Annotated in this window: 20 protein-coding genes; 10 read left to right on the forward strand and 10 right to left on the reverse strand. The window is 77.5% G+C overall.

Translation table 11 applies throughout. From position 1 onward, the window contains the following. Nucleotides 1-30: 30 nt before the first annotated feature. Both I4I82_RS19585 and I4I82_RS19590 read left to right on the forward strand, forming a co-directional pair. Nucleotides 31-1,188 (forward strand): uroporphyrinogen-III synthase, encoded by a 1,158-nt coding sequence (locus I4I82_RS19585; protein WP_218592103.1) that lies wholly within the window; start codon nt 31-33, stop codon nt 1,186-1,188. Then, complete coding sequence (locus tag I4I82_RS19590) at nt 1,185-1,874, forward strand: sirohydrochlorin chelatase (protein WP_226370147.1); 690 nt, start codon at nt 1,185-1,187, stop codon at nt 1,872-1,874. The genes I4I82_RS19585 and I4I82_RS19590 overlap by 4 nt, the downstream gene beginning before the upstream one ends. 218 nt (nt 1,875-2,092) lie before the next feature. Here I4I82_RS19590 and I4I82_RS19595 read toward each other — a convergent pair whose 3' ends face one another. Next, nucleotides 2,093-2,371, reverse strand: coding sequence for an MGMT family protein (locus tag I4I82_RS19595; RefSeq protein ID WP_218595924.1), 279 nt, complete (start codon nt 2,369-2,371; stop codon nt 2,093-2,095). Beyond that, on the reverse strand, nt 2,372-3,124 hold the full coding sequence (locus I4I82_RS19600) for an alpha/beta fold hydrolase (protein WP_218594796.1): 753 nt from the start codon (nt 3,122-3,124) through the stop codon (nt 2,372-2,374). It lies immediately after the preceding gene. 184 nt (nt 3,125-3,308) lie between these two features. On the opposite strand from I4I82_RS19600, the gene I4I82_RS19605 reads away from it, so the two are divergent. Then, nucleotides 3,309-6,611: an ATP-dependent helicase gene (locus tag I4I82_RS19605; protein ID WP_308112807.1), complete on the forward strand. Its 3,303-nt coding sequence runs from the start codon at nt 3,309-3,311 to the stop codon at nt 6,609-6,611. Between the two features lie 2 nt (nt 6,612-6,613). Beyond that, nucleotides 6,614-10,027: an ATP-dependent helicase gene (locus I4I82_RS19610; RefSeq protein WP_226370148.1), complete on the forward strand. Its 3,414-nt coding sequence runs from the start codon at nt 6,614-6,616 to the stop codon at nt 10,025-10,027. Nucleotides 10,028-10,100: 73 nt separating this feature from the next. Here the strand turns inward: I4I82_RS19610 and I4I82_RS19615 are convergent, their stop codons facing one another. After that, nucleotides 10,101-10,469, reverse strand: a complete 369-nt coding sequence (locus tag I4I82_RS19615) for a DoxX family protein (protein ID WP_226370149.1) — start codon at nt 10,467-10,469, stop codon at nt 10,101-10,103. 102 nt (nt 10,470-10,571) lie between these two features. On the opposite strand from I4I82_RS19615, the gene I4I82_RS19620 reads away from it, so the two are divergent. After that, the gene (locus I4I82_RS19620) at nt 10,572-11,573 is read left to right on the forward strand and encodes a potassium channel family protein (RefSeq protein ID WP_218592658.1); all 1,002 of its coding nucleotides are present in this window, start codon (nt 10,572-10,574) and stop codon (nt 11,571-11,573) included. A 203-nt stretch (nt 11,574-11,776) separates the two neighbouring features. Here I4I82_RS19620 and I4I82_RS19625 read toward each other — a convergent pair whose 3' ends face one another. Continuing rightward, nucleotides 11,777-13,054: a HAMP domain-containing sensor histidine kinase gene (locus I4I82_RS19625; protein ID WP_218592649.1), complete on the reverse strand. Its 1,278-nt coding sequence runs from the start codon at nt 13,052-13,054 to the stop codon at nt 11,777-11,779. Then, nucleotides 13,051-13,713, reverse strand: a complete 663-nt coding sequence (locus I4I82_RS19630) for a response regulator transcription factor (RefSeq protein ID WP_218592650.1) — start codon at nt 13,711-13,713, stop codon at nt 13,051-13,053. The genes I4I82_RS19625 and I4I82_RS19630 overlap by 4 nt, the downstream gene beginning before the upstream one ends. 111 nt (nt 13,714-13,824) lie before the next feature. On the opposite strand from I4I82_RS19630, the gene I4I82_RS19635 reads away from it, so the two are divergent. Beyond that, a complete protein-coding gene (locus I4I82_RS19635) occupies nt 13,825-14,523 on the forward strand; it encodes a hypothetical protein (protein ID WP_218592651.1) in 699 nt (232 codons plus the stop codon). A 16-nt stretch (nt 14,524-14,539) separates the two neighbouring features. On the opposite strand, the gene I4I82_RS19640 is transcribed toward I4I82_RS19635, so the two are convergent. The 3 genes from I4I82_RS19640 to xylA are packed head-to-tail and all read right to left on the reverse strand — an operon-like array spanning nt 14,540 to nt 18,311. Then, nucleotides 14,540-15,649, reverse strand: a complete 1,110-nt coding sequence (locus tag I4I82_RS19640; RefSeq protein ID WP_218592652.1) for an ROK family transcriptional regulator — start codon at nt 15,647-15,649, stop codon at nt 14,540-14,542. 24 nt (nt 15,650-15,673) lie between these two features. Continuing rightward, on the reverse strand, nt 15,674-17,080 hold the full coding sequence (locus tag I4I82_RS19645) for a xylulokinase (protein WP_372451441.1): 1,407 nt from the start codon (nt 17,078-17,080) through the stop codon (nt 15,674-15,676). Between the two features lie 55 nt (nt 17,081-17,135). After that, nucleotides 17,136-18,311, reverse strand: coding sequence for a xylose isomerase (gene xylA / locus I4I82_RS19650; RefSeq protein ID WP_218592654.1), 1,176 nt, complete (start codon nt 18,309-18,311; stop codon nt 17,136-17,138). 57 nt (nt 18,312-18,368) lie between these two features. Here xylA and I4I82_RS19655 point away from each other — a divergent pair, with 57 nt between their 5' ends. Then, a complete protein-coding gene (locus I4I82_RS19655; RefSeq protein WP_218592655.1) occupies nt 18,369-19,211 on the forward strand; it encodes an exodeoxyribonuclease III in 843 nt (280 codons plus the stop codon). On the opposite strand, the gene I4I82_RS19660 is transcribed toward I4I82_RS19655, so the two are convergent. Then, complete coding sequence (locus I4I82_RS19660; protein ID WP_218592656.1) at nt 19,208-20,554, reverse strand: MFS transporter; 1,347 nt, start codon at nt 20,552-20,554, stop codon at nt 19,208-19,210. The genes I4I82_RS19655 and I4I82_RS19660 overlap by 4 nt on opposite strands. Nucleotides 20,555-20,712: 158 nt before the next feature. Here I4I82_RS19660 and I4I82_RS19665 point away from each other — a divergent pair, with 158 nt between their 5' ends. From I4I82_RS19665 to I4I82_RS19675, 3 genes are read left to right on the forward strand one after another with little or no spacing between them, the layout of a single operon-like run. Further along, nucleotides 20,713-21,441 carry a DUF4142 domain-containing protein gene (locus tag I4I82_RS19665; RefSeq protein WP_218595925.1) on the forward strand — a complete coding sequence of 243 codons (729 nt, stop codon included), beginning with the start codon at nt 20,713-20,715 and terminating at the stop codon, nt 21,439-21,441. A 14-nt stretch (nt 21,442-21,455) separates the two neighbouring features. Further along, on the forward strand, nt 21,456-22,073 hold the full coding sequence (locus tag I4I82_RS19670) for a class F sortase (protein WP_218595926.1): 618 nt from the start codon (nt 21,456-21,458) through the stop codon (nt 22,071-22,073). A 46-nt stretch (nt 22,074-22,119) separates the two neighbouring features. Further along, entirely contained in the window at nt 22,120-23,397 is a 1,278-nt protein-coding gene (locus I4I82_RS19675) for an aldehyde dehydrogenase family protein (protein WP_267461579.1), read from the forward strand. Here I4I82_RS19675 and I4I82_RS19680 read toward each other — a convergent pair. Beyond that, nucleotides 23,352-24,320, reverse strand: a complete 969-nt coding sequence (locus I4I82_RS19680; protein WP_218594074.1) for an AraC-like ligand-binding domain-containing protein — start codon at nt 24,318-24,320, stop codon at nt 23,352-23,354. The genes I4I82_RS19675 and I4I82_RS19680 overlap by 46 nt on opposite strands. Nucleotides 24,321-24,371: the final 51 nt, after the last annotated feature.

Raw genomic sequence — 24,371 nt, forward strand, 5'->3', positions numbered from 1 at the left:
GCCGTGACCACCACCACCGCACCCTCGCCCCTGACCGACGTCCCGCCTCTGGCCGGGTTCACCGTCGGCGTCACCGCCGCGCGCCGGGCCGAGGAGCTGGGCACGATGCTGGCGCGGCGCGGGGCGTGCGTCGTGCACGGTCCGGCGCTGCGGATCGTCCCCGTCGCCGACGACACGGAGCTGCTCGCCGCCACCCGCGACCTCATCGCCGACCCGCCCGACATCACCGTCGCCACCACCGGCATCGGCTACCGCGGCTGGGTCGAGGCCGCCGACGGCTGGGGCCTGGGCGAGGACCTGCTGCGCGCGCTCGGCTCCGGCACGCTGCTCGCCCGCGGCCCCAAGGCCCGCGGCGCGATCCGGGCGTCCGGCCTGGTCGACGCGTGGTCGCCGCCGTCGGAGTCCTCGGCCGAGGTGCTGGAGTACCTCCTCGCCGGGCCCCCGCTCGACGGCAAGCGCATCGCGGTGCAGCTGCACGGCGAGCCGCTGCCCGACGTCGTCGAGGCGCTGGAGATCGCGGGCGCGTCCGTCGTCCAGATCCCGGTGTACCGCTGGCTGCCGCCCGCCGACCTCGGGCCGCTCGACCGCCTGCTCGACGCCGTCCTCTCCGGCGGCATCGACGCCCTCGCCTTCACCAGCGCGCCCGCCGCCGCCGGCCTGCTCGCCCGCGCCGGCGAGCGCGGGGTGCGCGAGCAGTTCGTCGACGCCCTGCGCGGCCCCGTGCTGTCGCTGTGCGTCGGGCCGGTCACCGCGGCGCCGCTGGAGGCGCTCGACATCCGGACCGTGCAGCCGCAGCGCTCGCGCCTCGGTGCGATGGTGCGCTGCCTCGAGGCCGAGATGCCCGACCGCGCCCGGCGCCTGCCCGTCGCGGGGCACCGGGTGGAGCTGCGGGGGCAGGCCGTGCTGGTCGACGGGGTGCTGCGCGCCGTGCCGCCCGCCGGGATGGCGCTGCTCCGCGCGCTGGCCCGGCGTCCGGGGCGGGTCGTCGGCCGCGCCGACCTGCTGCGCGCCCTGCCCGGCGGGGGCGACGACGAGCACGCCGTCGAGACCGCGATGGCCCGGCTGCGCACCGCGCTCGGAGAGCCCAAGCTCGTGCAGACCGTCGTCAAGCGCGGCTACCGCCTCGCCCTCGACCCCGCGAGCGGCACCGACCTGGGCGGGCACTGCGTGCACGGGGACGCCCCGTGAGCCTGCTGCTCGTCGCCCACGGCACCCGCCACCCCGGCGGCGCGGTCGTCACCGAGGAGGTGGCCGAGCGCGCCCGTCGGGCGTTGGGGGTGCCGGTGGAGGCCTGCTACGTCGACGTCCGGAGGCCCACGCCCGCCGACGCTCTCCCGCTGCTGCCCGGCCCCTGCGTCGCCGTCCCGATGTTCCTGGCCGCGGGCTACCACGTGCGCGTCGACGTGCCGGAGCAGATCCGCGCCACCGGCCGCACCGACGTCCTGATCGGCGACACGTTCGGCCCCGATCCCGCGCTCGTCGGGGTGGCGGCCGACCGGCTGCACACCGCCGGGCTGCGTCCCGGCGACGCCGTGGTGCTCGCCGTCGCGGGGTCGTCGGACCCGTACGCCCGGGCCGACGGCGCGCTTGCCGCCCGCCGGCTGGGCCAGCGCCTCGGCCGCCCGGTCACCCTGGCCCCGATCGCGATCGGTGGGCCGCGGGTGCCGGAGGTGGTGGCGACCCTGCGCGCCGACGGCGCCGAGCGGGTGGCGGTGGCGTCCTGGCTCCTGGCCCCGGGCCTGTTCCAGCAGGGCCTCGACGGCGCCGGTGCCGACGTGGTGGCCCAGCCGCTGGCGGCGCACGACGCGGTGATCGACCTGGTGGTGGCGCGGTACGAGGCGGCCCTGGCAGCCGGGGTCGTGCAGACGGCCTGAGGCCGCGTGCCCCTCTTCCCAACCAGCCCGCGCCCCGCCGCGGCGCCTCTCGCGCCGCCGCGCCCACCCCCTCCGCGTGACAGTGAAGTGGCTTTACTGGCGCCCAGTGGCAGTAAAGCCACTCCACTGTCACGCGAGCGGGGGCGCGAGGGCGGGAGCGGGCGGGGAGTGGCGCGGGATGGGTGGCGGCGCGCGAGGCGGGGTGGGGCGCCGCGACGTCAGCGCCTGCGGCGGGGGAGCCGGCCGTCCACCAGCAGCACCCCCTCCACCCGCAGCCGCGCCGCCTGCTCCTGCGCGATGTGCGGGGCGCAGGTGCCGTCGGCCCGCAGGACGCGGTGCCAGGGCAGGTCGTGGCCGTCCTCGGCGAGTATCCGGCCGACCAGGCGCGCGCGGCCGGGCAGGCCCGCGCGGGCGGCGACCTCCCCGTAGCTCGACGTCGTCCCCGCCGGGATCGCGCGGACGACCTCCCGCACGCGTTCGAGCGTCTCCTCGTCCACCTAGCGGTCCAGGTACGCGGCCACGTGCGCGGCGACCTCGGCCGTGCGTTCCAGGAACACCATGTGGCCGGCGTCGACGGGGGCGACGGTGAGGTCGTCGCACAGTGCGGCGCGGCAGGCGTCGACCCAGGACGGCGCGACGAAGTCGGCCCGCGTCGCCGGCACCAGCAGCGTCGGCACCGCGGGGACGACGGCCGGGCGGGCCATCTCGCCCCACGCCGCGCCCACGGCGGCGCGGGAGTAGCGGTAGCGCAGCCGGTCGCCGTCGGGCACGAGGTGGGCGGCGAGTTCGGCCTCGACCAGCGCCGCGTCGATGCCCTCCCAGCGCTGCGCGCGGTCGGCGCGGGCGGTGGCGAGGTCGGGGTAGGACTCGTCGGCGCGGGTGTCCTCGGCGGCCTCGAGCATGTCGCCGGGGTCGAGCCCGATCGCCGGGTCGAGCAGCACGAGCCGCTCCACCCGCTCCGGCGCCGCGCAGGACAGGTGCACCGCGATCGCGCCGCCGAAGGAGTGCCCGATCACGGGGACGCGGTCGAGGCCCTCCGCGTCGAGGACGGCAAGCAGGTCGGTGACGTGCTGCTCGAAGCCCCACGGCGGTGTCCACGGGGAGCGCCCGTGCCCGCGCAGGTCGACGCCGAGCAGCTCGTGGCCGGGCAGCGCGTCGGCGAGGACCCGCCAGCGCTCCCCGTGACCGGTGACGCCGTGCAGGGCGAGAACGGGGGTGCCGACGCCGAGCCGGTGGAGGTGCAGGGGCACGGCGAGATCGTCGCACGGCGGTTCGGGTGGGGTCGGGACCCGCCGCGCCGAGGGTCAGGAAAGCCACGTTCCCGCCATCTGGTTGCGGGAACGTGGCTTTCCTGCAACTCCGGCCGGGGACGCGCACGCCCCACCGCACGGGCGGCCTGCGGAACTGTCGGGGCCGCGTGGTTGCATCGCTCCCGTGACACGGACCCTCGCTCCCGCCCGGGTGGCGCCCGGCCTGGTGCGCGCCCCGCGCCCCGGCCTCGTCGCGCCCGAGTGGGACGCCGCGGGGCAGCGGGTGCTCGCGCACACCGCGGGCCCGCTGCGGATCATCGGCGGTCCGGGCACGGGAAAGACCACACTGCTGCTCGCGGCCGTCGCGGGGCGGCTGGCGGCGGGCGAGGACCCGGCGCGCACGCTGCTGCTGGTCGGGAGCAGGCGCGCCGCCGAGGAGTTCCGCGAGCGCCTGGCCGATCTCGCGCTCGACGACGAGCGCACGCTGCGCGAGCCGCTGGTCCGCACCGTGCACTCCTACGCGTTCGGGGTGCTGCGGCTGCACGCCGCCCGCCACGGCGACCCGCCGCCGCGGCTGCTCGCGAGCGCGGAGCAGGACGCCGTGGTGCGCGACCTGCTGGCCGGGGAGCTGTTCGGCGACGTTCCCGACTCCGGCTGGTCCGAGCGGCTGCACCCCGCGCTGGGCGTGCCCGGGTTCGCCGCGGAGCTGCGCGAGCTGATCCTGCGCGCGGCCGAGCGTGGGCTGGGCCCCGACGAGCTGGCCGAGCTGGGGGAGCGCCACGACGTGCCGGCCTGGCGCGCCGCGGGCCGGTTCTTCCGCACCTACGAGCAGGTCACGCTGCTGCGCGGGGCCGCAGGTCGTGGCGCCCCGCAGGCCACCGCACCCGCCCTCGACGCCGCGGAGCTGGTCTCGGCGGCGCTCGATGCGCTGGCGTCCGACCCCGACCTGCTCGCGGCCGAGCGCCACCGGGTGCAGCACCTGCTCGTCGACGACGCCCAGGACCTCGACCCCCAGCAGATGGAGCTCGTGCGCGCGCTGGGCTCCACCGCGCGCACCGTGCTGCTGGCCGGCGACCCCGACCAGGCGGTGCTCGCCTTCCGCGGCGCCGACCCCGACGGCGTGAACGCGATCGACGCCGAGACCGTCGTGCTCGGCACCGACCACCGCAGCGCCCCCGTCGTGCGCGCGGCCGGCGCGCGGCTCGCGGCGCGCCTGCCCGGCGCCGGGGCGGGACGCAAGCGCATCGGGCGGGAGGGGGAGGACCCCGACGCCGGCACCGTCGACGTCCGCATCTTCGCCTCCGCCGCGCAGGAGGCCGGCTGGGTCGCCGACCGGCTGCGTCGCGCCCACCTCACCGACGGCGTGCCGTGGTCGCGCATGGCCGTGCTCGCCCGGTCCACCCGCCGCTCCCTCCCCACGTTGCGCCGCGCCCTGCTCGCCGCGGGCGTCCCGATCGCCGCCCCGCCCGACGAGCTGCCGATCGCCCGCCAGCCCGCGGTCGTCCCGCTGCTCATGGTGCTGCGCTTCGCCGCGCGCCCCGCGGAGCTCGACGCCGACGCGGCCACCGCGCTGCTCACCTCGCCGCTGGGCTCGGCCGACCCGATGCGGATGCGCCGCCTGCGCCGCGGCCTGCTGCGCCTGCACGCCGGCGGCCCCGACGCCGACCCGCTGCAGGACCCGGAGGGGCGCGACCAGCAGGGGCCCGACCAGCGGGGGAGCGACCCCCTGCTCGTCGACGCCCTGCGCGCCGCCGCCCGCGGCCGCCCCGACCCGCTCGCGGCCCTGCCCGCCAACGAGACCGCTCCGCTGCGCCGCGTCGGCGCGCTGCTCGCGCTGGCCGGCGACGCCGTCCGCGACGGCGAGAGCGCCGAGGAGGTGCTGTGGCGGGTGTGGCAGCGCTGCGGCCTCGGGCAGCGCTGGAGCGAGGCGAGCGCCCGCGGCGGCCCCGCCGGTGCCGCCGCCGACCGCGACCTCGACGCCGTCCTCGCCCTGTTCGACGCCGCCGCCCGCCACGCCGACCGACTGCCGGGAGCGGGGGTCGTCGGGTTCACCGAGTACCTCACCGAGCAGCACCTGCCCACCGACACGCTCGCCGCCCGCGCGCCCCGCGGCGACGCCGTCGTCCTGCTCACCGCGCACGCCGCCCGCGGGCGCGAGTGGGACGTCGTCGCGGTGCCCGGGGTGCAGGAGGGGGCCTGGCCCGACCTGCGGCTGCGCGGCAGCCTGCTGGGCAACGAGCGGCTGGTCGACCTCGTCGCCGGGGTCGCCGCGCCGCAGGAGACGGTGTCGCGCATGGCGCCGCTGCTGGCCGAGGAGCGGCGGCTGTTCTACTCCGCGTGCACGCGCGCCCGGCACACGCTGTTGGTCAGCGCGGTGTCCACCGGCCCGGGCAAGGGCGACGACGAGCAGCCCTCCCGCTTCCTCGACGAGCTCGACCCGCTGCCCGCCGAGAAGGCCGAGCGCCCGGTGCACCGGCCGGGCCGCGCGCTGGTCCTCGCCGAGCTGGTCGGGGAGCTGCGCCGCGCCGTGTGCGATCCCGACGCCGATCCCGCCCGCCACCAGCGCGCCGCCGCCGCACTGGCCCGCCTGGCCGAGGCCGGCGTGCCCGGCGCGCACCCCGACCAGTGGTACGGGCTGGCCCCGCTGTCGTCGCAGGCGCCGCTGCGCGAGCCGGGCGAGGTCGTGCCGGTGTCGCCGTCCGACGTCGAGAAGATCCTGCGCTGCCCGCTGCGCTGGGCGCTGGAGCGCCACGGTGGCGGCGACGGCGGCGCGCTCGCGGCGATCACCGGGTCGCTGGTGCACGCGCTGGTCCAGGCCGCGGCGGCGGGCGCGGAGCCCGGCGAGCTGGAGGGTGCGCTGCAGTCGGCGTGGTCGCGGCTCGACGCCGGTGCGCCCTGGTTCGGCCGCCGCGAGCTCACGCGCGTGCGCGGCATGCTGGCCGCGTTCGACGAGTGGGTGCGGGCCAGCCGCGCCGAGGGGCTGCGGCTGGTCGCCGTCGAGCAGGCGGTGCAGCTCGACCTGCCGCCCGACGAGGTGGAGGTCGGCTCCGCCGGTCCGTGGCTGCGGCTCAAGGGCCGGGTCGACCGGCTGGAGGCCGACGCGCAGGGCCGCCCGGTCGTGATCGACGTGAAGACCGGCAAGACGGCGGTGAGCGCGCGGGCCGCCGCCGAGCACCCGCAGCTCGCGGTCTACCAGCTCGCCGCCGCGTTGGGCGCGTTCGGCGACTTCGTCGACGCCGCCGCGGGCCCGGGCGGTGCCCGGCTGGTCTACGTCGCCGACCGCAAGGCGAGCGGCGAGGCGAAGGAGCCCGTGCAGCCCCCGCTCGACGCCGACGACGTGCAGCACTGGCGCGCCGTCGTGCGCGACGCGGGGGAGCAGTCGTCGGGCTCGGTGTTCGTCGCGAGGGTGGGGCCCGACTGCGACCGCTGCCCGGTCCGCACCAGCTGCCCCGCCCACGGGTCCGGCCGCCCCGTCACGGAGGCGTAGCCGTGCTGCTCACGCCCCGCGCCCTGGCGACGGCCCTCGGCGTCGACCCGCCCACCGAGGAGCAGGCCGCCGTCATCTCGGCGCCGCCGCGCCCCGCGCTCGTCGTCGCGGGTGCAGGCGCGGGCAAGACCGAGACGATGGCCGCGCGCGTCGTCTGGCTCGTCGCCACCGGTGAGGTGCTGCCCGAGCAGGTGCTCGGCCTGACGTTCACGCGCAAGGCGGCGCAGCAGCTCGGCACGCGCGTGCGGTCGCGGCTGCGGCGCCTCGCCGGCTCCCGGCTGCTCGACGAGCTCGACCCGAGCGGGCAGCGCCGGGCGGCCGTCCTGGCCGGCGAGCCGACCGTGTCCACCTACCATGCCTACGCCGGACGACTGGTCGCCGAGCACGCCCTGCGCCTGCCCGCCGAGCCAGCGGCGCGGCTGCTCAGCGAGACGGCGGCGTGGCAGCTCGCGCACCGGGTGGTCAGCACCTGGGCGCACGACCTCGACATCGACCGCGTGCCCGCCACCGTCACCGGCTACCTCCTCTCCCTCGCCGGCGAGCTGGGCGAGCACCTCGTCGGCACCGACGCGGTGCGCGTGCACGCCGAGCGCCTGGCCACGGCGCTGTCGGAGGCGCCGCGGGGCAAGGGGCAGCGGGCCGAGCCGTCGCAGACCTACAAGCGGTGGATCGACGCCCAGCGCATGCGCACCGAGCTGCTGCCGCTGGTGGAGGCGTTCGCGGCGCGCAAGCGCGCGGAGCGGGCCGTCGACTTCTCCGACCAGCTCGCCATCGCCGCCCGCGTCGCCGAGAGCCATCCCGAGGTCGGCGAGACCGAGCGCGCCACCTACCGCGCGGTGCTGCTCGACGAGTACCAGGACACCGGCCACGCCCAGCGCGTGCTGCTGCGCGCGCTGTTCGGCACCGTGCCGGGCGAGCCGGTGCGTCCCGGCGGGCCGTCGGTCACGGCCGTCGGCGACCCCTGCCAGTCGATCTACGGCTGGCGCGGCGCGAGCGCGGGCAACCTCGTGCGCTTCCGGTCGGACTTCCCGGCCGGGCCCGACGAGCCCGCCGACGAGTTCGGCCTGCTCACGAGCTTCCGCAACCCGGCCGAGGTGCTCGCGCTGGCCAACGCCGTGTCCGAGCCGCTGCGCACCGCGCCGGGCGCGGTCGGGGTCGGCGAGCTGCGCGCCGGGTCGAGCGAGGTGCGGGGCGACGTCCGGGTGGCGCTGCTGCCCGACGTCGCCACGGAGGTGGGGTGGCTGGCCGACGCCGTCGCCGAGCAGTGGACCGACGGCCGCACGCCCAGCTCCGCGGTGCTCGTGCGCCGCCGCGCCGACATGGACGCCGTCGCCGACGCCCTGCGCGCCCGCGGGCTGCCGGTGGAGGTCGTCGGGCTCGGCGGGCTGCTCGACACCCCCGAGGTGCGCGACCTGGTCAGCGCGCTGAAGCTGGTGTCCGACCCGCTCGCCGGGCCGTCGGCCGTCCGCCTGCTCACCGGGGCCCGCTGGCGCCTGGGCGTCGCCGACCTCGCCGCGCTGTGGGCCCGCGCACGCGAGCTCGTGCCCGCGCTGCCCAGCCGTCGCGGCCCCCTCACCGCTGCCGAGCTCGCGATGGGCGCGCTGCCCGCGGAGCAGGCGGAGCAGGCGGGCCTGGTCGACGCGCTCGACGACCCGGGCGAGCCCTCCCGCTACACCGCGGCGGGCCACCAGCGGATCGTGCGCCTGGGCCGGGAGCTGAGCTGGCTGCGCGCACGGGCGTCGGCGCCGCTCACCGACCTCGTCGCCGACGCCGAGCGGCTCCTGCTCCTCGACGCCGAGTCGGCCGCCCGTCCCGGCCCGGTCGGCCGCACGCACCTCGACGCGTTCGCCGACGTCGTCGCCGAGTTCGCCTCCGGCGCGGAGGTCGCCACCCTGCCCGCGCTGCTCGACTACCTCGACACCGCCGAGCAGGCCGAGGACGGGCTGACGCCGGGCGACGTCGAGGTCGCCGACGACCGGGTCCAGGTGCTCACGGTGCACGCCGCGAAGGGCCTGGAGTGGCAGGTCGTGGCCGTGCCACACCTCGTCACGCAGGTCTTCCCGGGCCGCAAGATCGGCGGGACGTGGCTGACCGACCCGTCGGAGCTGCCGGTCGCGCTGCGCGGCGACGCGATCGACCTGCCCGCACTCGACCTCCCCGCGGGCGGCGACCGCAAGCAGCTGGAGAACGCGGTCAAGGCCCACTCCGAGGCCCTCGACGAGCGGCGGCTCACCGAGGAGCGGCGGCTGTTCTACGTCGCGCTCACCCGCAGCGAGCGGGTGCTGCTCGTGTCCGGGCACCGCTGGCCCGCGGCGGGGGAGAAGCCCAAGGAGCCCTCGGAGTTCCTGGTGCAGATCGCGCAGGCGGTGCCGGAGGCCGTCGAGCAGTGGGCCGACCCGCCGGAGGACGGCGCGCACAACCCCGCCGTCGTCGACGGTCCCGGGGTGCCGTGGCCGCTCGACCCCCTGGGCGCCCGGTCGGCCGACGTCCACGCCGGCGCCGAGCGGGTCCGGGCCGCGCTGGCCGGGCTCGACGCGGTGCGCGCCGCCCGCGCCGACGCCGCCGACCCGGGCTCCCAGCTGGAGCTGCTCGACGTGCCCTCCGCCGCCCCGGAGCTCGTCACGGGTCCGGCCCCCGACGACCCCGGACCCGAGGAACCCGACGACCGGGACGAGGAGGGACTCGTCGAGGAGGACCCCGAGGGCTGGGCCGCCGACGTCGAGATCCTGCTGGCCGAGCGCGCCGCCGCCCGCGCCCGTCCGACGGTCGCGCTGCCCGCGCAGCTCACCGTCAGCCAGCTCGTCGAGCTCGCCGCCGACCCGGCCGTGCTCGCCGCCCGGCTGCGCCGCCCGCTGCCGCTCCCGCCCCACCCGCACACCCGCCGCGGCACCGCCTTCCACGCCTGGCTGGAGCAGCGCTTCGGTGCCGCCCAGCTGCTCGACCTCGACGAGCTGCCCGGCGCGGCCGACGAGGGCGCCGCCGACGACGACGCGCTCGCCGAGCTGCAGGAGGCCTACCTGCGCAGCGAGTGGGCCGAGCGCCGGCCGGTCGAGGTGGAGGTGCCGTTCGAGACGATCGTCGCCGGGGTCGGGGTGCGCGGGCGGATGGACGCGGTGTTCCCCGACCCGGACGGCGGCTGGACCGTCGTCGACTGGAAGACCGGCGCGCTCCCCGAGGACGCTCGGCTCCCGGCGCTGTCGGTGCAGCTCGCGGCCTACCGGCTGGCGTGGGCGGCGCTGGCCGGGTGCGAGCCCGAGCAGGTGCGGGCGGCGTTCCACTACGTCCGCGCCGACGTCACGCTCCGTCCCGCCGACCTCCTCGACGCCGCAGGCCTGCGGGCACTGCTGCAGTCGGTGCCTGCAGCGGCGGGTCCGGCGGGCGGCGACGGTTCCGCCCTCGTGCTTCCCGCGCGCTGAACGGGCTCCCGCGGGGCGCCGGGGACGCGCGGGAACCGGGATCGCGCGCGGCAGCCGGTAACGCGCGCGGGACCTACCGCGCGTCGCGGCGCACCTTGAGCGCCCACAGCACCAGCGGCACCTGCAGCGGCAACCGGCCCCACGCGATCGCCTGGTCGGCGGCGGAGCGGTCCGACCGGTCCAGCGCCATCTTCACGTTCGCCGGGAACACCGCCACGAACAGCGCCACGGCGGCGAGCGCGCCCAGGCGGCGGGTGCGCGGGACGGCCACCGCCGCGGCGACGCCCAGCTCCGCGACCCCGGAGGCGTGCGTCCAGAACCGCGGCGTCCCGGGCAGCGGCGGGGCCGGGACGATCGCGTCGAAGAACTCGGGCACCGCGAAGTGCGCCACGCCGCCGGCGGCGAGGAGCCCGGCGAGGGCGAGGGCGGCGCGGGAGGTCACGCCGGTGATCGTCGCACGGCCCAGCCGGGCTACCCTCCGCGCGTGAGGAGCGACCGGCGAGGCCGACCGATCGCCGACCCGGCGCTGGTCGGGCCGGTGCGTATGCCCGACTCGACGGTCACGCCGCTCATGTCGCTGCTGCGCCGGCTCGCGATCGCGTTCGGCGCGCTCGCGGCCACCGCGCTGATCGTGTACTTCGGGCGCGACGGCTACGTCGACAACAACGCCGAGGGCAGTCCGATCAGCCTGCTCGATGCGTTCTACTACTCCACGGTGTCGGTCTCCACGACCGGCTACGGCGACATCGTGCCGGTGACCGACACGGCCCGGTTGTGGACGACGGTCGCCGTCACGCCCCTGCGGTTGATCTTCCTCATCACGTTCGTCGGGACCACGGTGGAGCTGCTCACCGAACGGTCCCGCCAGTCCTTCCGGATCGAGCGCTGGAGGTCCAGGTTGCGCGACCACACCATCGTCGTCGGCTACGGCACGAAGGGGCGCGCCGCCGTGGAGACCCTCCTCGGCGACGACAAGAGCCCCGACGACATCGTCGTCGTCGACACCGACCGGGCGCAGCTCGACGCGGCGTCCGCGCTCGGGCTGGTCACCATCACCGGCAACGCGACGCGCTCGAGCGTGCTGCGCATCGCGGGCGTGGCGCAGGCCTCGGCGCTCATCGTCGCCACCAACCGGGACGACACCGCGGTCCTGGTGACGCTGACGGCGCGCGAGCTGGCCCCGAAGCTGCGGATCGTCGCGGCGGTGCGGGAGTCGGAGAACGTGCACCTGCTGCGCCAGTCCGGCGCCAACTCCGTGATCGTGTCGGCGGAGACGGCGGGGCGTCTGCTCGGTGCGGCGACGACGAGCCCGAACGTCGTCGAGGTCGTCGAGGATCTCCTGACGCCCGACGCGGGCTTCGCGATCAGCGAGCGCGAGGTCGAGGACTCCGAGCTCGGCGGCTCGCCGCGCCACCTCAGCGACATCGTGCTGGCCGTGGTCCGCGGCGAGGGACTGTTCCGCGTCGACTCCCCGAAGGTCGACTCGCTGGAGCGCGGCGACCGGCTGCTCTACGTCCGCAAGGCCAGCCCGCCCGACGAGGACTGACCCCCCGCGAGTTCGCCGCCGCCGCCCGGCGAGTTTGCCGCTTCGCCCGGCGAGTTCGCCGCTTCGCCCGGCGAGTTCGCCGCTTTCGCCCGGCGAGTTTGCGGCCGTCGCCCGGGAGGTCGGCAAACTCGCGCGGGAGGTCGGCAAACTCGCGCGGGAGGTCGGCAAACTCGCCGGAGCAAAGCGGAGCGGGGGGGGCGGGGTCAGGCCGGGAGCGTCAGCACGAACACCGCGCCCGCGCCCACCTGCTCGGCGAGCCGCAGCTCGCCCCCGTGCGCCCGGGCGATGCCCCGGGCGATCGCCAGGCCCAGCCCCGCGCCCCCGTCGTGGGCGGTGCGGGCCTCGTCCAGGCGCACCAGCCGGTCGAAGATCCGCTCGCGCTCGGCGGGCGGCACGCCGGGGCCCGCGTCGGCCACCTCGACCCGCGCCCCGGGCCCCACCCGCACGGCGACGGCCGTATCCACCGGGGCGTAGCGGTGGGCGTTGTCCAACAGGTTGGCCAGCACCTGGGCGAGTCTGACCGGGTCGCCCGCGACCGTCACGGCCTCGCCCGACACCGTGATCTCCCGGCCCGGCGCCCGCATCCGCACGCGCTCGGCCTCGGTCCCGGCCAGCGCCAGCAGCTCGACCGGCTCCCGGCGCAGCTCCAGGCCGGCGTCGAGGCGGGCGAGGACGAGCAGGTCGTCGACGAGGCGGCCCGCGCGCTGGGACTCCCGCAGCAGCAGCAGGTGCAGCCGGTCGCGCTCCTCGGCGCCGAGCCCGGGCGCGGCGGCCGCCTCGGCCACCGCCTGGACCCCGGCCAGCGGCGTCCGCAGCTCGTGCGCGGCGTCGGCGACGAACCGCCGTGTCCGCGCCTCCGACTCCCGGGCCTGGCGCTCGGCCCCCTCCAGCTCGTCGAGCATGGCGTCGAACGCGGCGGCGGTGCGCCCGAGCTCGGTGTCGGTGCGGGCGGGAGCGAGCCGGCGCCCGCGGTCGCCGCGGGTGATGGAGCGGGCCAGCGCGGTCATGCCGTCGAGCGGGGCGAGCGCGACGCGGGTCGTCAGCAGCATCACGACCCCGGCGACGGCGAGCCCGCCGACGCTCAGCAGGAACAGCGTGCGGCGCAGGCGCTGCTGGGCGGAGGTGACGCCGTCGTCGACGGCCACCAGCGTGAGCTGCGACCCGTCGGCGAGGGGCTGGCGCAGGACGTCGTCGCCGCCGCGGCCCCGGCCCCGCCGGTCGCCGTACACCTCCCCGTCGGCGGCCACGAGCACCGCCCGGATCCCCGGCGTCTCCACCTGCCGCGCGATCTCCGCGGTGGCGACGCCCCGCCCCACCAGCTCGGCGGCGAGCGCGGCGCGGACGGTGAGCTGGCTGCGCAGGTCGGCCCGGCTCTGCGCGGTGAACACGACGTCGGTGAGCACGCCGACGACGAGCAGCACGAGCGCCAGCACCAGCAGGCTCAGCGCGGTGACGCGGGCCCGCAACGAGTGCCGGTTCACGCCTCGGCCCGCAGCACGTACCCGAGCCCGCGCACGGTGTGCAGCAGCCGCGGCTCGCCGAGCTTGCGGCGCAGCGCGGACACGTGGACCTCGACGAGGTTCGGGTCGTACTCCGTGTAGCCCCAGACGCGCGTGAGGATCTGCCCCTTGCCGACGACGCGCCCGCGCTGCGTGGCGAGGTAGTCGAGCAGCCGCAGCTCGGTGGCCGTCAGCTCGATCGGCACACCGGCGCGGGAGACGGCGCCCGCGGCCGCGTCGACGAGGAGGTCGCCGACCTCGACCGTCGACGGGGTGCGCCCCATCCGCCGCAGCACCGCCGTCACCCGCGCGACGAGCTCGGCGAGCGCGAACGGCTTCACGACGTAGTCGTCGGCGCCGCCGTGCAGCCCGCGCAGGCGGTCGTCGACGCCGTCGCGCGCGGTCAGCACGACCACCCCGGCGTCGCTGTGGCGGCGCACGACCTCCAGCAGCGCGAAGCCGTCGCGGCCCGGGAGCATGACGTCGAGGACGACCAGGTCGGGGCGGAAGGCCTCCAGGTCGTGCTCCAGGCCGGAGCCGTCGGCGCGCCCGGCCGCGTCGAAGCCGGCGCCCGTCAGACCGGCGAGCACGGCCGTCCGGATCGCCTCGGCGTCCTCGACGACCAGCACGCGCGCTCCCACGCCGCCATCCTGCCCGCCCGCGGCTGAAGATCGGCTGAAGGAGCCCGGACCTTCAGGGTCCGGTCAGGTTCGCGCGGCAGCCTCGGGGACCCCGACACGAGGAGATGCACGATGACCGGACCCACCACGACCACCCGCCGCTGGCGCCGACCCCGAGGGCGCGTGCTGGTGATCGGCGCCGTCGTCCTGGCGGCGCTGGTCGTCGCCGGCGTCGTGGCCGCGCTGCTCCTCCCCGGTGGAGGCCCGGGTCGCGGCGACGACCGGCGCGGCGTCCCCGGGATCGGCCTGACCGGCGAGTACGACGAGCTGGGCCCCGGCGGCCCCGGCGGCCCCGGTGGAGCCGGCCCCGGCCGCGGCGACCGCGGCCCGCGCGGCGAGGAGTTCGCCGACGCCCCCGTGCTCGTCGGCACCGTCGTCTCGACGTCGGAGGGCACGCTGGTCCTCACGCCCGACGGGGGCGCGCAGCGTTCCCTGCGCACCACCGACGACACCCGCGTCCGCGGCTCGGGCAACGCCGCGCTCGGCGACCTGGCCCCGGGCGAGCGCGTGGTCGTCCGCGTCGACGGCACCGGCGACGCCGCCACCGCAGTGTCGGTCACGGCACCGCAGGCGCGCGTCACCGGCACGGTCACCGCGCTCGCGGGGACCAGCGCGACCGTGGTGGCCGTGGACGGGCGCACCGTGACCGTCGACCTCGCCGGGCTCGGTCAGCAGCCCGCCGTCGGCGACGTCGTGGTGCTCACCGGGACGATCACCGACGGGGTGACGCTCACGGCCGACGGCGTGCGGATCCTGCCCCGGGCGTCCTGAACGGACGCGGACGGGATCAGGGGGAACGCAGCCGCTCCCGCACCACCGACGCGGCGGCCGCCCGCAGCGCCCCGCCCGCACCGAGGGCGGACGGGCGGACCGCCACGTCGGAGCGGTGCACGACGCGCTCGACGAGCCGGGCGTGCACGTCGTCGCTGAACGCCGGGCCGAACCGCGCGTAGATCCCGCCGAGGACGACGACCGGCACGTCGAGCAGGTTCACCGCCCCCGCCAGCGCGACGCCGAGCGCGCGGGCCGCACCGCCGAGGACGTGCGGCGGGAGGGCGTCGAGGTCCTCGGCCCCGGCGGCGCGCAGCAGCGCCTCCTGCCCCGCGACCTGCTCCAGGCAGCCGCGGCCGCCGCAGCGGCACGGCGGCCCGTCGGGGTCGACGACGACGTGCCCCAGCTCGCCCGCGCGCCCGCCGGCCCCGCGGAACAGCTGCCCGCCCAGCACGATCCCGGCGCCGACGCCGATGCCGCCGGAGACGTACACGGCGTCGGGCGGGCCGTCGGCGAACCACAGCTCGGCGAGCGCGGCCAGGTCCGCCTCGTTCGCGGTGGTCACCGGCAGCCCGCCGAGCAGCGGCGAGAGCTCCGGGCCCAGGTGCGCGCCCGACCAGCGCGGCAGGTTCGGCGCGCGCACCACGACCCCGTCGGCACCCACGACGCCGGGCACCGCGACCGCCGCGCCGGCGACGGTCAGGCCCGACTCCGCGGCCACCGACAGCCCCAGCTCGGCGGCGCGGGCCAGCGCGCGGCGCGGGTCGTCGTCGCGGTGGTCGGAGGCGGTCCGGCGGACGGCGCGGACCTCCCCGGTGAGGTCGACGACGCACGCCGCGACGTGGTCGACCTCGATCTCCAGGCCGAGCCCCGCGGGGCCGGACCGGTTGAGCTGCAAGGGGTTCGCCGGCCGGCCGGGCCCGCCGCGCTCGGCGGCGAGCTCGGCGAGCAGGCCCGCGTCGAGGAGCTCCTCGACGAGCGAGGAGACCGTCGCGCGGGTGAGGCCGGTGCGCCCGGCGATCGCGGCCCGGGACACCGGCCCGGCGTCGACGACCTCACCGAGCACGAGTGCGAGGTTGTGCCGCCGGACGTCGCTCCCGGCGGCCCGCGACCCCGACCCGCGCACGACGAGACCCCGACTCGCGTGCACTCAGACCCCGACTCGCGGGACCGTCAGCTCGCGCGCCTCCGCGTACCGCTCCCGCACCTGCGGCGTCGGCGTCGGCGTCGGCGGAGCCTCGAACGACTCCGTGTCGGCCGCCGCCCACCCCGGCGGCGCGTCGGCGCCCGAGAGCACCCACGCGGCCTGGCGGGCCGCGCCGTCGGCGACGTACTCGCCCGGCGTCGGACGCAGCACCGGCCGCCCGAACACCGCGGGGGCGATCCGAGCCACCGCGTCGGACCGGGCGCCGCCGCCGACGAGGAACACCCGCCGCACCTCGACCCCGGCCGCCACCAGCGCGTCGAGCGCGTCGGCGAGCCCGCAGAGCAGGCCCTCCACCGCCGCCCGCGCGAGGTGCGCGGGGTTCGAGGTGCCGAGCGTGAGCCCGTGCAGCGCCCCCGTCGAGTCCGGCTTGTTGGGCGTGCGCTCGCCCTCCAGGTAGGGCACGAGCACCAGCCCGCCCGCCCCGGCCGGGGCCTCCAGCGCGAGCCGCGACAGCTCGGCGTGGTCGACTCCGAGCAGCGCGCACGCCGCGTCGAGCACCCGCGCGGCGTTGAGCGTGCACACCAGCGGCAGGTGCTCGCCCGTCGCCGAGGCGAAGCCCGCGATGATCCCGGTCGGGTCGGCGGCGCGGACACCGCTGACGGCCGAGACCACCCCGGAGGTCCCCAGGGACACGACGACGTCGCCGGGGCCCGCGCCCAGCCCGAGCGCGGCACCGGCGTTGTCGCCCGTGCCCGGCCCGAGCAGCAGGCCCGGCCCGGCGACGCCCTCGGCGGGCCCGAGCACGCGCGGCAGGACGACGTCGGAGCGCCCCAGGGCGCGTTCGAGCAGGTCGGGGCGGTAGCCGTCGTCGGACCAGTAGCCGGTGCCCGAGGCGTCGGAGCGGTCGGTGACCAGGTCGTCGAGGACGCCCGTGCCGCGCAGCCGCCAGGTCAGCCAGTCGTGCGGCAGGCACACCGCGGCGGTGGCGGCGGCGTGCTCCGGCTCGTGCGTGGCGAGCCAGCGCAGCTTGGTGACCGTGATCGAGGCGACGGGCAGGCTGCCCGTCGCGTCGGCCCAGGCCTGCGCGCCGAGCTCGTCGACGAGGTCGCTCGCCGCGCCGGCCGAGCGCGTGTCGTTCCACAGCAGCGCCGGGCGCACGACCTCGCCCGACCCCGACAGGCACACCATCCCGTGCTGCTGCCCCGCGACGGCGAGCGCGTCGACGTCGTCGAGCCCGCCCGCCTTCGCCAGGGCCTCCTGCAGCGCCGACCACCAGGCCTCGGGGTCGACCTCCGTGCCGGCCGGGTGCGGCGCGCGGCCCTCGCGGACCAGCGCCCCGGTGTCGGCGTCCCGGACGACGACGGTGCAGGACTGGGTGGAGGAGTCGACGCCGGCGACGAGACGGCTCACGAGCACCCCCTCGTGAGTGGCGATCGTGCCCCTGGGCACGATCGCCGCTCACGGGTCATCGGGCACCCAGGAGGTGCTCCAGCGCCAGCTGCGCGAGCCGCACGAAGCCGTAGCCCCGCTCGGCGGCCTTGTCGGCGTCGAAGTCGGCGTCGTCGGCGCGCAGGTCGGCCACCGTCTCGCCCGGGTTCAGCGTCGGCTTCCCGAGCTCCGCGACGCCTGACACGGCCAGCGCCTCGGCCACCTCGGGGTCGGCCCGGAACGCCGCTGCGCGCTCCTTGAGCAGCAGGTAGGTGCTCATGTTCGCGGCCGCCGACGCCCACACGCCGTCGACGTCCTCGGTGCGCAGCGGCTTGTAGTCGAAGTGCCGCGGGCCGTCGTAGGCCGGGCCGCCGCCGGGCGCGCCGTTCTCGATGAGGTCGACGAGCGAGAACGCGTTGATCAGGTCGCCGTGGCCGAACACCAGGTCCTGGTCGTACTTGATGCCGCGCTGGCCGTTGAGGTCGAGGTGGAACAGCTTCCCGGCCCACAGCGCCTGCGCGATGCCGGAGGTGTAGTTCAGCCCCGCCATCTGCTCGTGGCCGACCTCGGGGTTGATGCCGACGATGTCGCCGTGCTCGAGCTCGGCGATGAACGCGAGCGCGTGCCCGAGTGTGGGCAGCAGGATGTCGCCGCGGGGCTCGTTGGGCTTGGGCTCGATCGCGAAGCGGATGCCGTAGCCCTGCTCCTTGACGTAGGCGGCGAGCATGTCGACGCCCTCGCGGTAGCGGTCGAGCGCGGCGCGGATGTCCTTGGCCTGGTCGACCTCGGCGCCCTCGCGCCCGCCCCAGAAGACGTAGGTCGACGCGCCGAGCTCGGCGGCGAGGTCGAGGTTGCGCAGCACCTTGCGCAGCGCGAACCGGCGCACCGAGCGGTCGTTGCTGGTGAACGCGCCGTCCTTGAAGACGGGGTGCGTGAAGAGGTTGGTGGTCATCATCGGGACCACGAGGCCGGTCTCGTCGAGCGCGCCGCGGAACCGGCTGACGATCCGGTCGCGCTCGGCGTCGGACGACCCGAAGGGGATGAGGTCGTCGTCGTGGAACGTGACGCCGTACGCGCCGAGGTCCGACAGCCGGTGCACGGACTCGACGGGGTCGAGCGCGGGGCGCGTGGCGTCGCCGAAGGGGTCGCGGGCCGGCCAGCCGACGGTCCACAGCCCGAAGCTGAAGCGGTCCTCGCGGGTGGGCTGCACCATGTCTCGACTCCTTTGTTCGGTCGTTGAACAAACTCCTCCGACGGTAGCGTGCGGACCGTGCGCCTGGCTACGTGGAACGTGAACTCCGCCCTGTCCCGCCTGCCCCGGCTCCTGCCCTGGCTCGACGAGCGCGCGCCCGACGTCGTGTGCCTGCAGGAGACGAAGCTGTCCGACGACGCGTTCGGCGAGCACTTCGACGCGCCGCTGAAGGAACGCGGTTACGAGGTCGCGCACGTGGGGGAGGGCCGGTGGAACGGCGTCGCGCTGCTCTCACGCGTCGGCCTCGAGGACGTCCGTCGCGCCCTGCCTGCGGTGCCGTCGTTCCAGGACGCCGTCGAGGCCCGTGCCGTCACCGCCACCTGCGGCGGGCTGCGCGTCACGTCGGTCTACGTCCCCAACGGCCGCACGCCCGACGACCCCCACTATTCGTACAAGTTGGAGTGGCTCGCCGCGCTGGCCGCCTCCGTCGACGACCCCGCGACCACCGTCATCGCCGGCGACGTCAACATCGCCCCGACCGACGACGACGTCTGGGACCCGGCGCTGTTCGTCGACTCCACCCACGTGACGCCGGCCGAGCGCGGCGCCCTGACGACGCTGCGCGACCTCGGCCTGCACGACGTCGTCCGCGACCGCTGGCCCACCGAGCGGTTCTTCAGCTACTGGGACTACCGCGCCGGCCGCTTCCACCAGGACCAGGGCATGCGCATCGACCTCGTGCTCGCCGGCGGCGACCCGGCCGGCCGCGTCGCCGCCGCGTGGGTGGACCGCCTGGCGCGCAAGGGCACCGGCCCCAGCGACCACGCGCCGGTGATCGTCGACCTCGACACCGCCCCTGACGGCGACATCGGCCCGGTCGTGCCGCCGCCCTCGAACCCGAAGGGCCGCAAGCGCCGCTAGGCCGCCCGCCCGGCGAGCACCGCACCGAGCGCGGCCAGCCCGACGAGCACCGCCACCAGCACCGGCAGGGCGACGGCGGGCGCGACGAGCAGGGCCAGCAGTGCGCCGCCGAGCCCGATCATCAGCGCGGTCGTGAGCTGGTCGGCGATCTGCGCGGCCGAGCTGTGGAAGCCGACCGCCTCGGGCTCCGACTTCTGCAGCAGCAGGAACGACACCGACGAGAACCCGAGCCCCATCCCGACGCCCGCGAGCGCCCAGAACGGCAGCGCCAGCCACGGCAGCCCCCACGCCGGGGCGACGAGCAGCATCCCCGCGGTGCCGGTGCCGAGCGCGCAGAAGCCGATCCGCAGCAGGCGGGCGCGCGGGAGGTCGGGGCGGCGCCCCTGCCACGCCGCCGCGCTCGACCAGCCCAGCGACCCGACGATCAGCGGCAGCCCGGCGGCGGCGAGCGTCCAGCCGTGGGTGCCGTTGAGCATGAGCGGCAGGTAGGAGTTGACGGTGAAGAACACGCCGGCGAGCAGCCCGCGGGCGACGACGACGGTCGGCACGCCGCGCCCGGAGCGGAACACCCCCCGCGGCAGCAGCCGCGGCACCGCCGGCACCAGCAGCAGGAGCGCCCCCGCGGTGACCGCGGCCCCCGCGGCGCCCTCCTGCTGCGCGGCCCAGCTCAGCCCGGACACGCCCACCGCCGCGGCCGCCGCCGCGGGCACGAGCCCGGGACGCGCCTGCGCGGCGGCGCGCTCGGGATCGGGCGGCCCCAGCCGTCGCACGGCCGGGACGACCAGCGCCACCGCGAGCACCACGAACGGCACCAGCCCCAGGAACACCCAGTGCCACGACACCGCCTCGGTGACGACGCCCGACACCGGCGGCCCGATCAGCGACGGCAGCACCCACGCCGAGCTGATCAGCCCGAACACCGCGGGCCGCGCGCGCCCGGGGTAGACCAGCGCGATCAGGACGTAGACGCCGACGCCCAGCGCGCCCGCCCCGAGCCCCTGGAACAGCCGTCCCACCAGCAGCTGCGGCATCGTGGCCGCGGTGCCCGCGACGAGCAGGCCCAGCCCGAACAGCACCGGCGCGACGACGAGCGGCACGCGCGGCCCGGCCCGGTCGCACCACCGCCCGCCCAGCACCGTGCCGAAGACCGACGCCGCCATGAACGCCACGAACGGCCACGCGTACATCGACACGGCCCCCAGGTCGGCGACCAGTGCGGGCATCGCCGTCCCGACCCCCATCGCCTCGAACGCGACCAGGCTGATCAGCAGGACCAGCCCGACGGTGGTCGAGCGGCGGTCGGGCCCGAAGAGCTCGGCGCGGACGGGGGTGGGGGCGGTCATGCGCCGATGGTGCTCCCTGGACCCGGGTGGAGGTCAACGCGATACGGCGTCGCCGGGGTCTCACCCCATCGGGCGGTTCGGTCCCCTCCGTCCGGCGGCGGCCCGGCGCCCGCGCCACCCTCCGGGCGTCCGTTCCCCGCTCCCCGGAGGTCCGCACGATGACCCGCACCACGATCCGCACGACGGCGCTCGCCGCGCTCGCCCTCGCGACCGTCACGGCCTGCTCGTCGCCGGAGCCCGCCGCCCCGGCCCCGGCCGCGCCCGCCCCGGCCGCCGCGCCGACCGGCGTCGGTGAGCAGGGTGTCGGTGAGCAGGGCGACGCGCTGGGCCGGGCCCTGACCGCCGCCACCGGCCTCGCCGCGCTCGGCGGGCTGGGCCAGGACCAGGGCGCGGGTGACCAGGTCCGCGGCCTCGGCGGGCAGCTGTCCTCCGACGCCGAGTCGCTGACCGAGCAGCTCCGCGCGCTCGCGCAGGAGCAGGGCGTCGCCGTCACCGACGCGCTCACCCCCGAGCAGCAGGCGCAGCTGGCCGACCTCGGCGCCCGCAGCGGGGAGCCGTTCGACCAGGCCTGGCTGCGCGCCGCCGGCGACGCGATCGCGCAGGCCCGCGCTGCCGCGGAGGCCGTGCTCGCCTCGCCCGACGCGTCGCCGGAGGCGAAGGCCGCCGCCGAGCAGGCTCTCGCCCGCCTCGACGCCCTCTCCGCAGGCCTGTCCGACGCCGCCACCGCGGCCGGGGCCGACGCGCCGACCGCGGTCGAGGCCGGCAGCGGCGGCCAGGCCTCCGACGACGGCACGCTGCTCGCCGTCGGCCTGCTGGGCGGCGGGATCGTGCTGGTCGGCGGAGCCGCGCTGGTCGGTGGCGCGGTGCGCCGCCGCCAGGACTCCTGACGCCCCGCCCCTCCGTGCGCCGCCCCTCCGTGCGCCGGTGGCCGGCCCTGCTGGCCGCCGGCGCGGGTCTGGCGTGCCTCGTCGCCGGTTCCGCGCTGCTGCTGACCGGGGCGGGCGCGGCGGACGTCGGGGTGGTGCCGCCGGTCGTGGTGTCCGCGCTGCCCCCGGCCCCCGGTGCGCCCCCGACCCCCGGCACGACCCCGGTGGCCGTCGAGATCCCGGGCCGCGCGGTCCGGGCCCCGGTCGTGCCGGTCGGCACCGCGGCGACCGGTGCGATGGAGCTGCCCGCGGACCCGCGGGCGGTCGGCTGGTGGTCACCCGGCCCGCTCGTGGGCGGGCGGGGCGCCGCGGTGCTCGCCGGTCACGTCGACACCGCCGAGATCGGGCTCGGTGCGTTCGCCGTGCTGCGCGAGGTCGAGCCGGGGGAGGAGGTGGTCGTGCGGGGGACCGACGGGCGGGAGCTGCGCTACGTCGTCGCCGCGCGCCGGGAGTACCGCAAGGCCGAGCTGCCCGCCGACCTGTTCACCGGCGACGGCCCGCCCGGCCTGGTCCTCATCACGTGCGGCGGGAAGTTCGACCGGGCTACGGGGCACTACGAGGACAACGTGGTCGTGCACGCCGTCCCGGCCTGACCCGCCGTGCGAACCGGGGGTACCGGCGCCGGAGGGCTCTGGCACTGTGGACGCCGTGAGCAGCAGCGTCGACACCCCCACCGGGACCACCGGGACCCCCGAGCACACCGCCGTCCGCGAGGCCGCCCTCCGCGCCGCCGCCGCGGCCCCGGGCGTGCGGGCCGCGGGCGGGGCCGCCGTCGACGCCGCCCTCCGCACGGCCGCCGAGCTGCTGCGCGAGCGCTCGCGCGACCTCCTCGAGGCCAACCACGCCGACGTCACCGCGGCCGAGCAGAACGGCATGGCCGCCGGCCTCCTCGACCGCCTGCGCCTCACCCCCGAGCGGATCGCGGAGATGGCCACCCAGCTCGACGTCCTCGCCGACACCCCCGAGCCGCCGCTGCAGCGCGAGGTCCGCACGCTGCCCACCGGCGAGCGGGTGTTCGAGCGGCGCGTGCCCGTCGGCGTCATCGGGGCGGTGTTCGAGGCGCGTCCCAACGTCACCGTCGACGTCGCCTCCCAGGTGCTTAAGGCCCGCAGCGCCGCCGTCCTGCGCACCGGTGCGGCCGCGCTCGGGAGCGCGCGGGCGCTGGTCGAGCTCGTCCTCGCCCCGGCCCTGGAGCGCCACGGCGTGCCCGCCGACGCCGTGCAGCTCGTGCCGACCCCCGGCCACGCCGGCGCCGACGCGCTCGTCGGGCTGCCCGACCTCGTGCCGCTCGTGGTCGTCCGCGGCAGCGGTGACGTCACGCGCCGGCTCTCCGCGCTCGGCGCCGCGGCGGGCACCCGCGTGCTCGCCCACGCCGACGGCGGCGGGGTGCTCTACCTGCACGGCAGCGCCGACGAGGACGACGTCGCCCGGCTGGTCACCGAGTCGACCGACCGCCTCGGCGTCTGCAACCGCCTCAACCTCCTGCTCATCGACACCGACGCCTACGACCGCCTCTGGCCGGTCGCCGAGGAGGCGCTGGCCGACCGCGACATCGTCCCCAGCCTCGCCCCGCACGACCACCCGCTCGGCCACGAGTGGGCGCTCGACTCCGGCTCCGAGGCGCACGTGACGGTCGCGACCGTCGACGGCCCGCTCGACGCCGCCCTCACCGCCGCCCGCGAGACGTCCGGGCTGGCCGCGTCGGTCTGCGCCACCGACGAGGACGCCGCCACCGCGTTCATCGACGCCTACACCGGTACCGGCGTCTTCTGGAACACCACGACGCGCCTGCTCGACGGCTACAAGCTCCTCGGCCTGCCCGAGACCGGCATCAACGTCGACCACACGCCCGGCCCGCGCGGCCCGGTCACCTACGTCGACCTGTCGCTGCGCCAGTTCGTGGTGCTCCCGGCCTGACGCACCTCGCGCGCGGTGCTGCCGAACCGCGCGCGGAACGCCCGGCTGAAGTGCGAGGCGTCGACGAAGCCCCAGGACAGCGCGAGGTCGCCGATCGTGCGGTGGCGCAGCCCGGGGTCGCACAGGTCGGCGCGCACGGCGTCGAGGCGCTGGGCCCGGATCCACTCCGCGATCGAGCACGGCTCCCCGGCGAACGCCCGGTGCAGCGTGCTCACCGACGCGTGCAGCTGCCCGGCGATCATCGCGACCGAGAGGTCGGGGTCGCGCAGCCGCGCCCGCGCGACCGCCCGCACCTGCTCGCGGCGCGCCTCCAGCGACGGTTCGGGCGCCTCGCCGCCCAGCGAGCTCAGCCCCGCCACGACGATGTGCCCGACGCTCTGCGCCACCGCCGCCGCGGCGGCCGGTTCGAGCACGGCGATGTCGGCGGCCAGCGTCCGGATCATCTCGATCATCAGGTGCCCCGCGCCGCGGGAGCCGCGGACACTCCGCGCGGTGAGGTCGGTCGCGTCGCGCAGCTGCGAGCGCAGCGTCGGCCCGGGCAGCATGAGGACGTACTGCTGGAACGGCCCGTCGAAGTCGAGGCGGTAGGGGCGCGTGGAGTCGTAGAGCGCGAAGTCGCCCGCGTGCAGCACGGCGGTGCGCCCGTCCTGACTGATCCGCCCGACGCCCGAGGTCTGGATGCTCACCAGGAACCGGTCCTCGGCGGCCCGCGCGATCAGCGACGGCGTGCGGTGCACGTGCTGCGCCGACGCCGTGACGCGGGAGAGCTCCAGGGTGGCCAGCGAGTCGATCCGGATGTCGCCGACGACGTCGCCGCCCGGCGCGTCGCAGGACAGCTGCACGTAGGCGTCGGAGACCGCGTCGTTCCAGAAGGCCAGCCGGTCGCGCGCCTCCACCTGGTCGGTGGTGAGCAGGCGGGCCATGGACCGACGGTAGGGACGGCGGACCCCACCCGGCAAGGCCCTGACCCGCAG

It is taken from the genome of Pseudonocardia oceani (assembly GCF_019263585.2).
Lineage (GTDB): Bacteria > Actinomycetota > Actinomycetes > Mycobacteriales > Pseudonocardiaceae > Pseudonocardia > Pseudonocardia oceani.

What these genes read in the sequence shown, in the direction of transcription:
- I4I82_RS19620 (WP_218592658.1), top strand. Translation starts at nt 10,572, where the DNA reads ATGCCCGACTCGACGGTCACGCCGCTCATGTCGCTGCTGCGCCGGCTC.
- I4I82_RS19635 (WP_218592651.1), top strand. Translation starts at nt 13,825, where the DNA reads ATGACCGGACCCACCACGACCACCCGCCGCTGGCGCCGACCCCGAGGG.
- xylA (WP_218592654.1), bottom strand. Translation starts at nt 18,311, where the DNA reads ATGGTGCAGCCCACCCGCGAGGACCGCTTCAGCTTCGGGCTGTGGACC.
- I4I82_RS19660 (WP_218592656.1), bottom strand. Translation starts at nt 20,554, where the DNA reads ATGACCGCCCCCACCCCCGTCCGCGCCGAGCTCTTCGGGCCCGACCGC.
- I4I82_RS19665 (WP_218595925.1), top strand. Translation starts at nt 20,713, where the DNA reads ATGACCCGCACCACGATCCGCACGACGGCGCTCGCCGCGCTCGCCCTC.
- I4I82_RS19680 (WP_218594074.1), bottom strand. Translation starts at nt 24,320, where the DNA reads ATGGCCCGCCTGCTCACCACCGACCAGGTGGAGGCGCGCGACCGGCTG.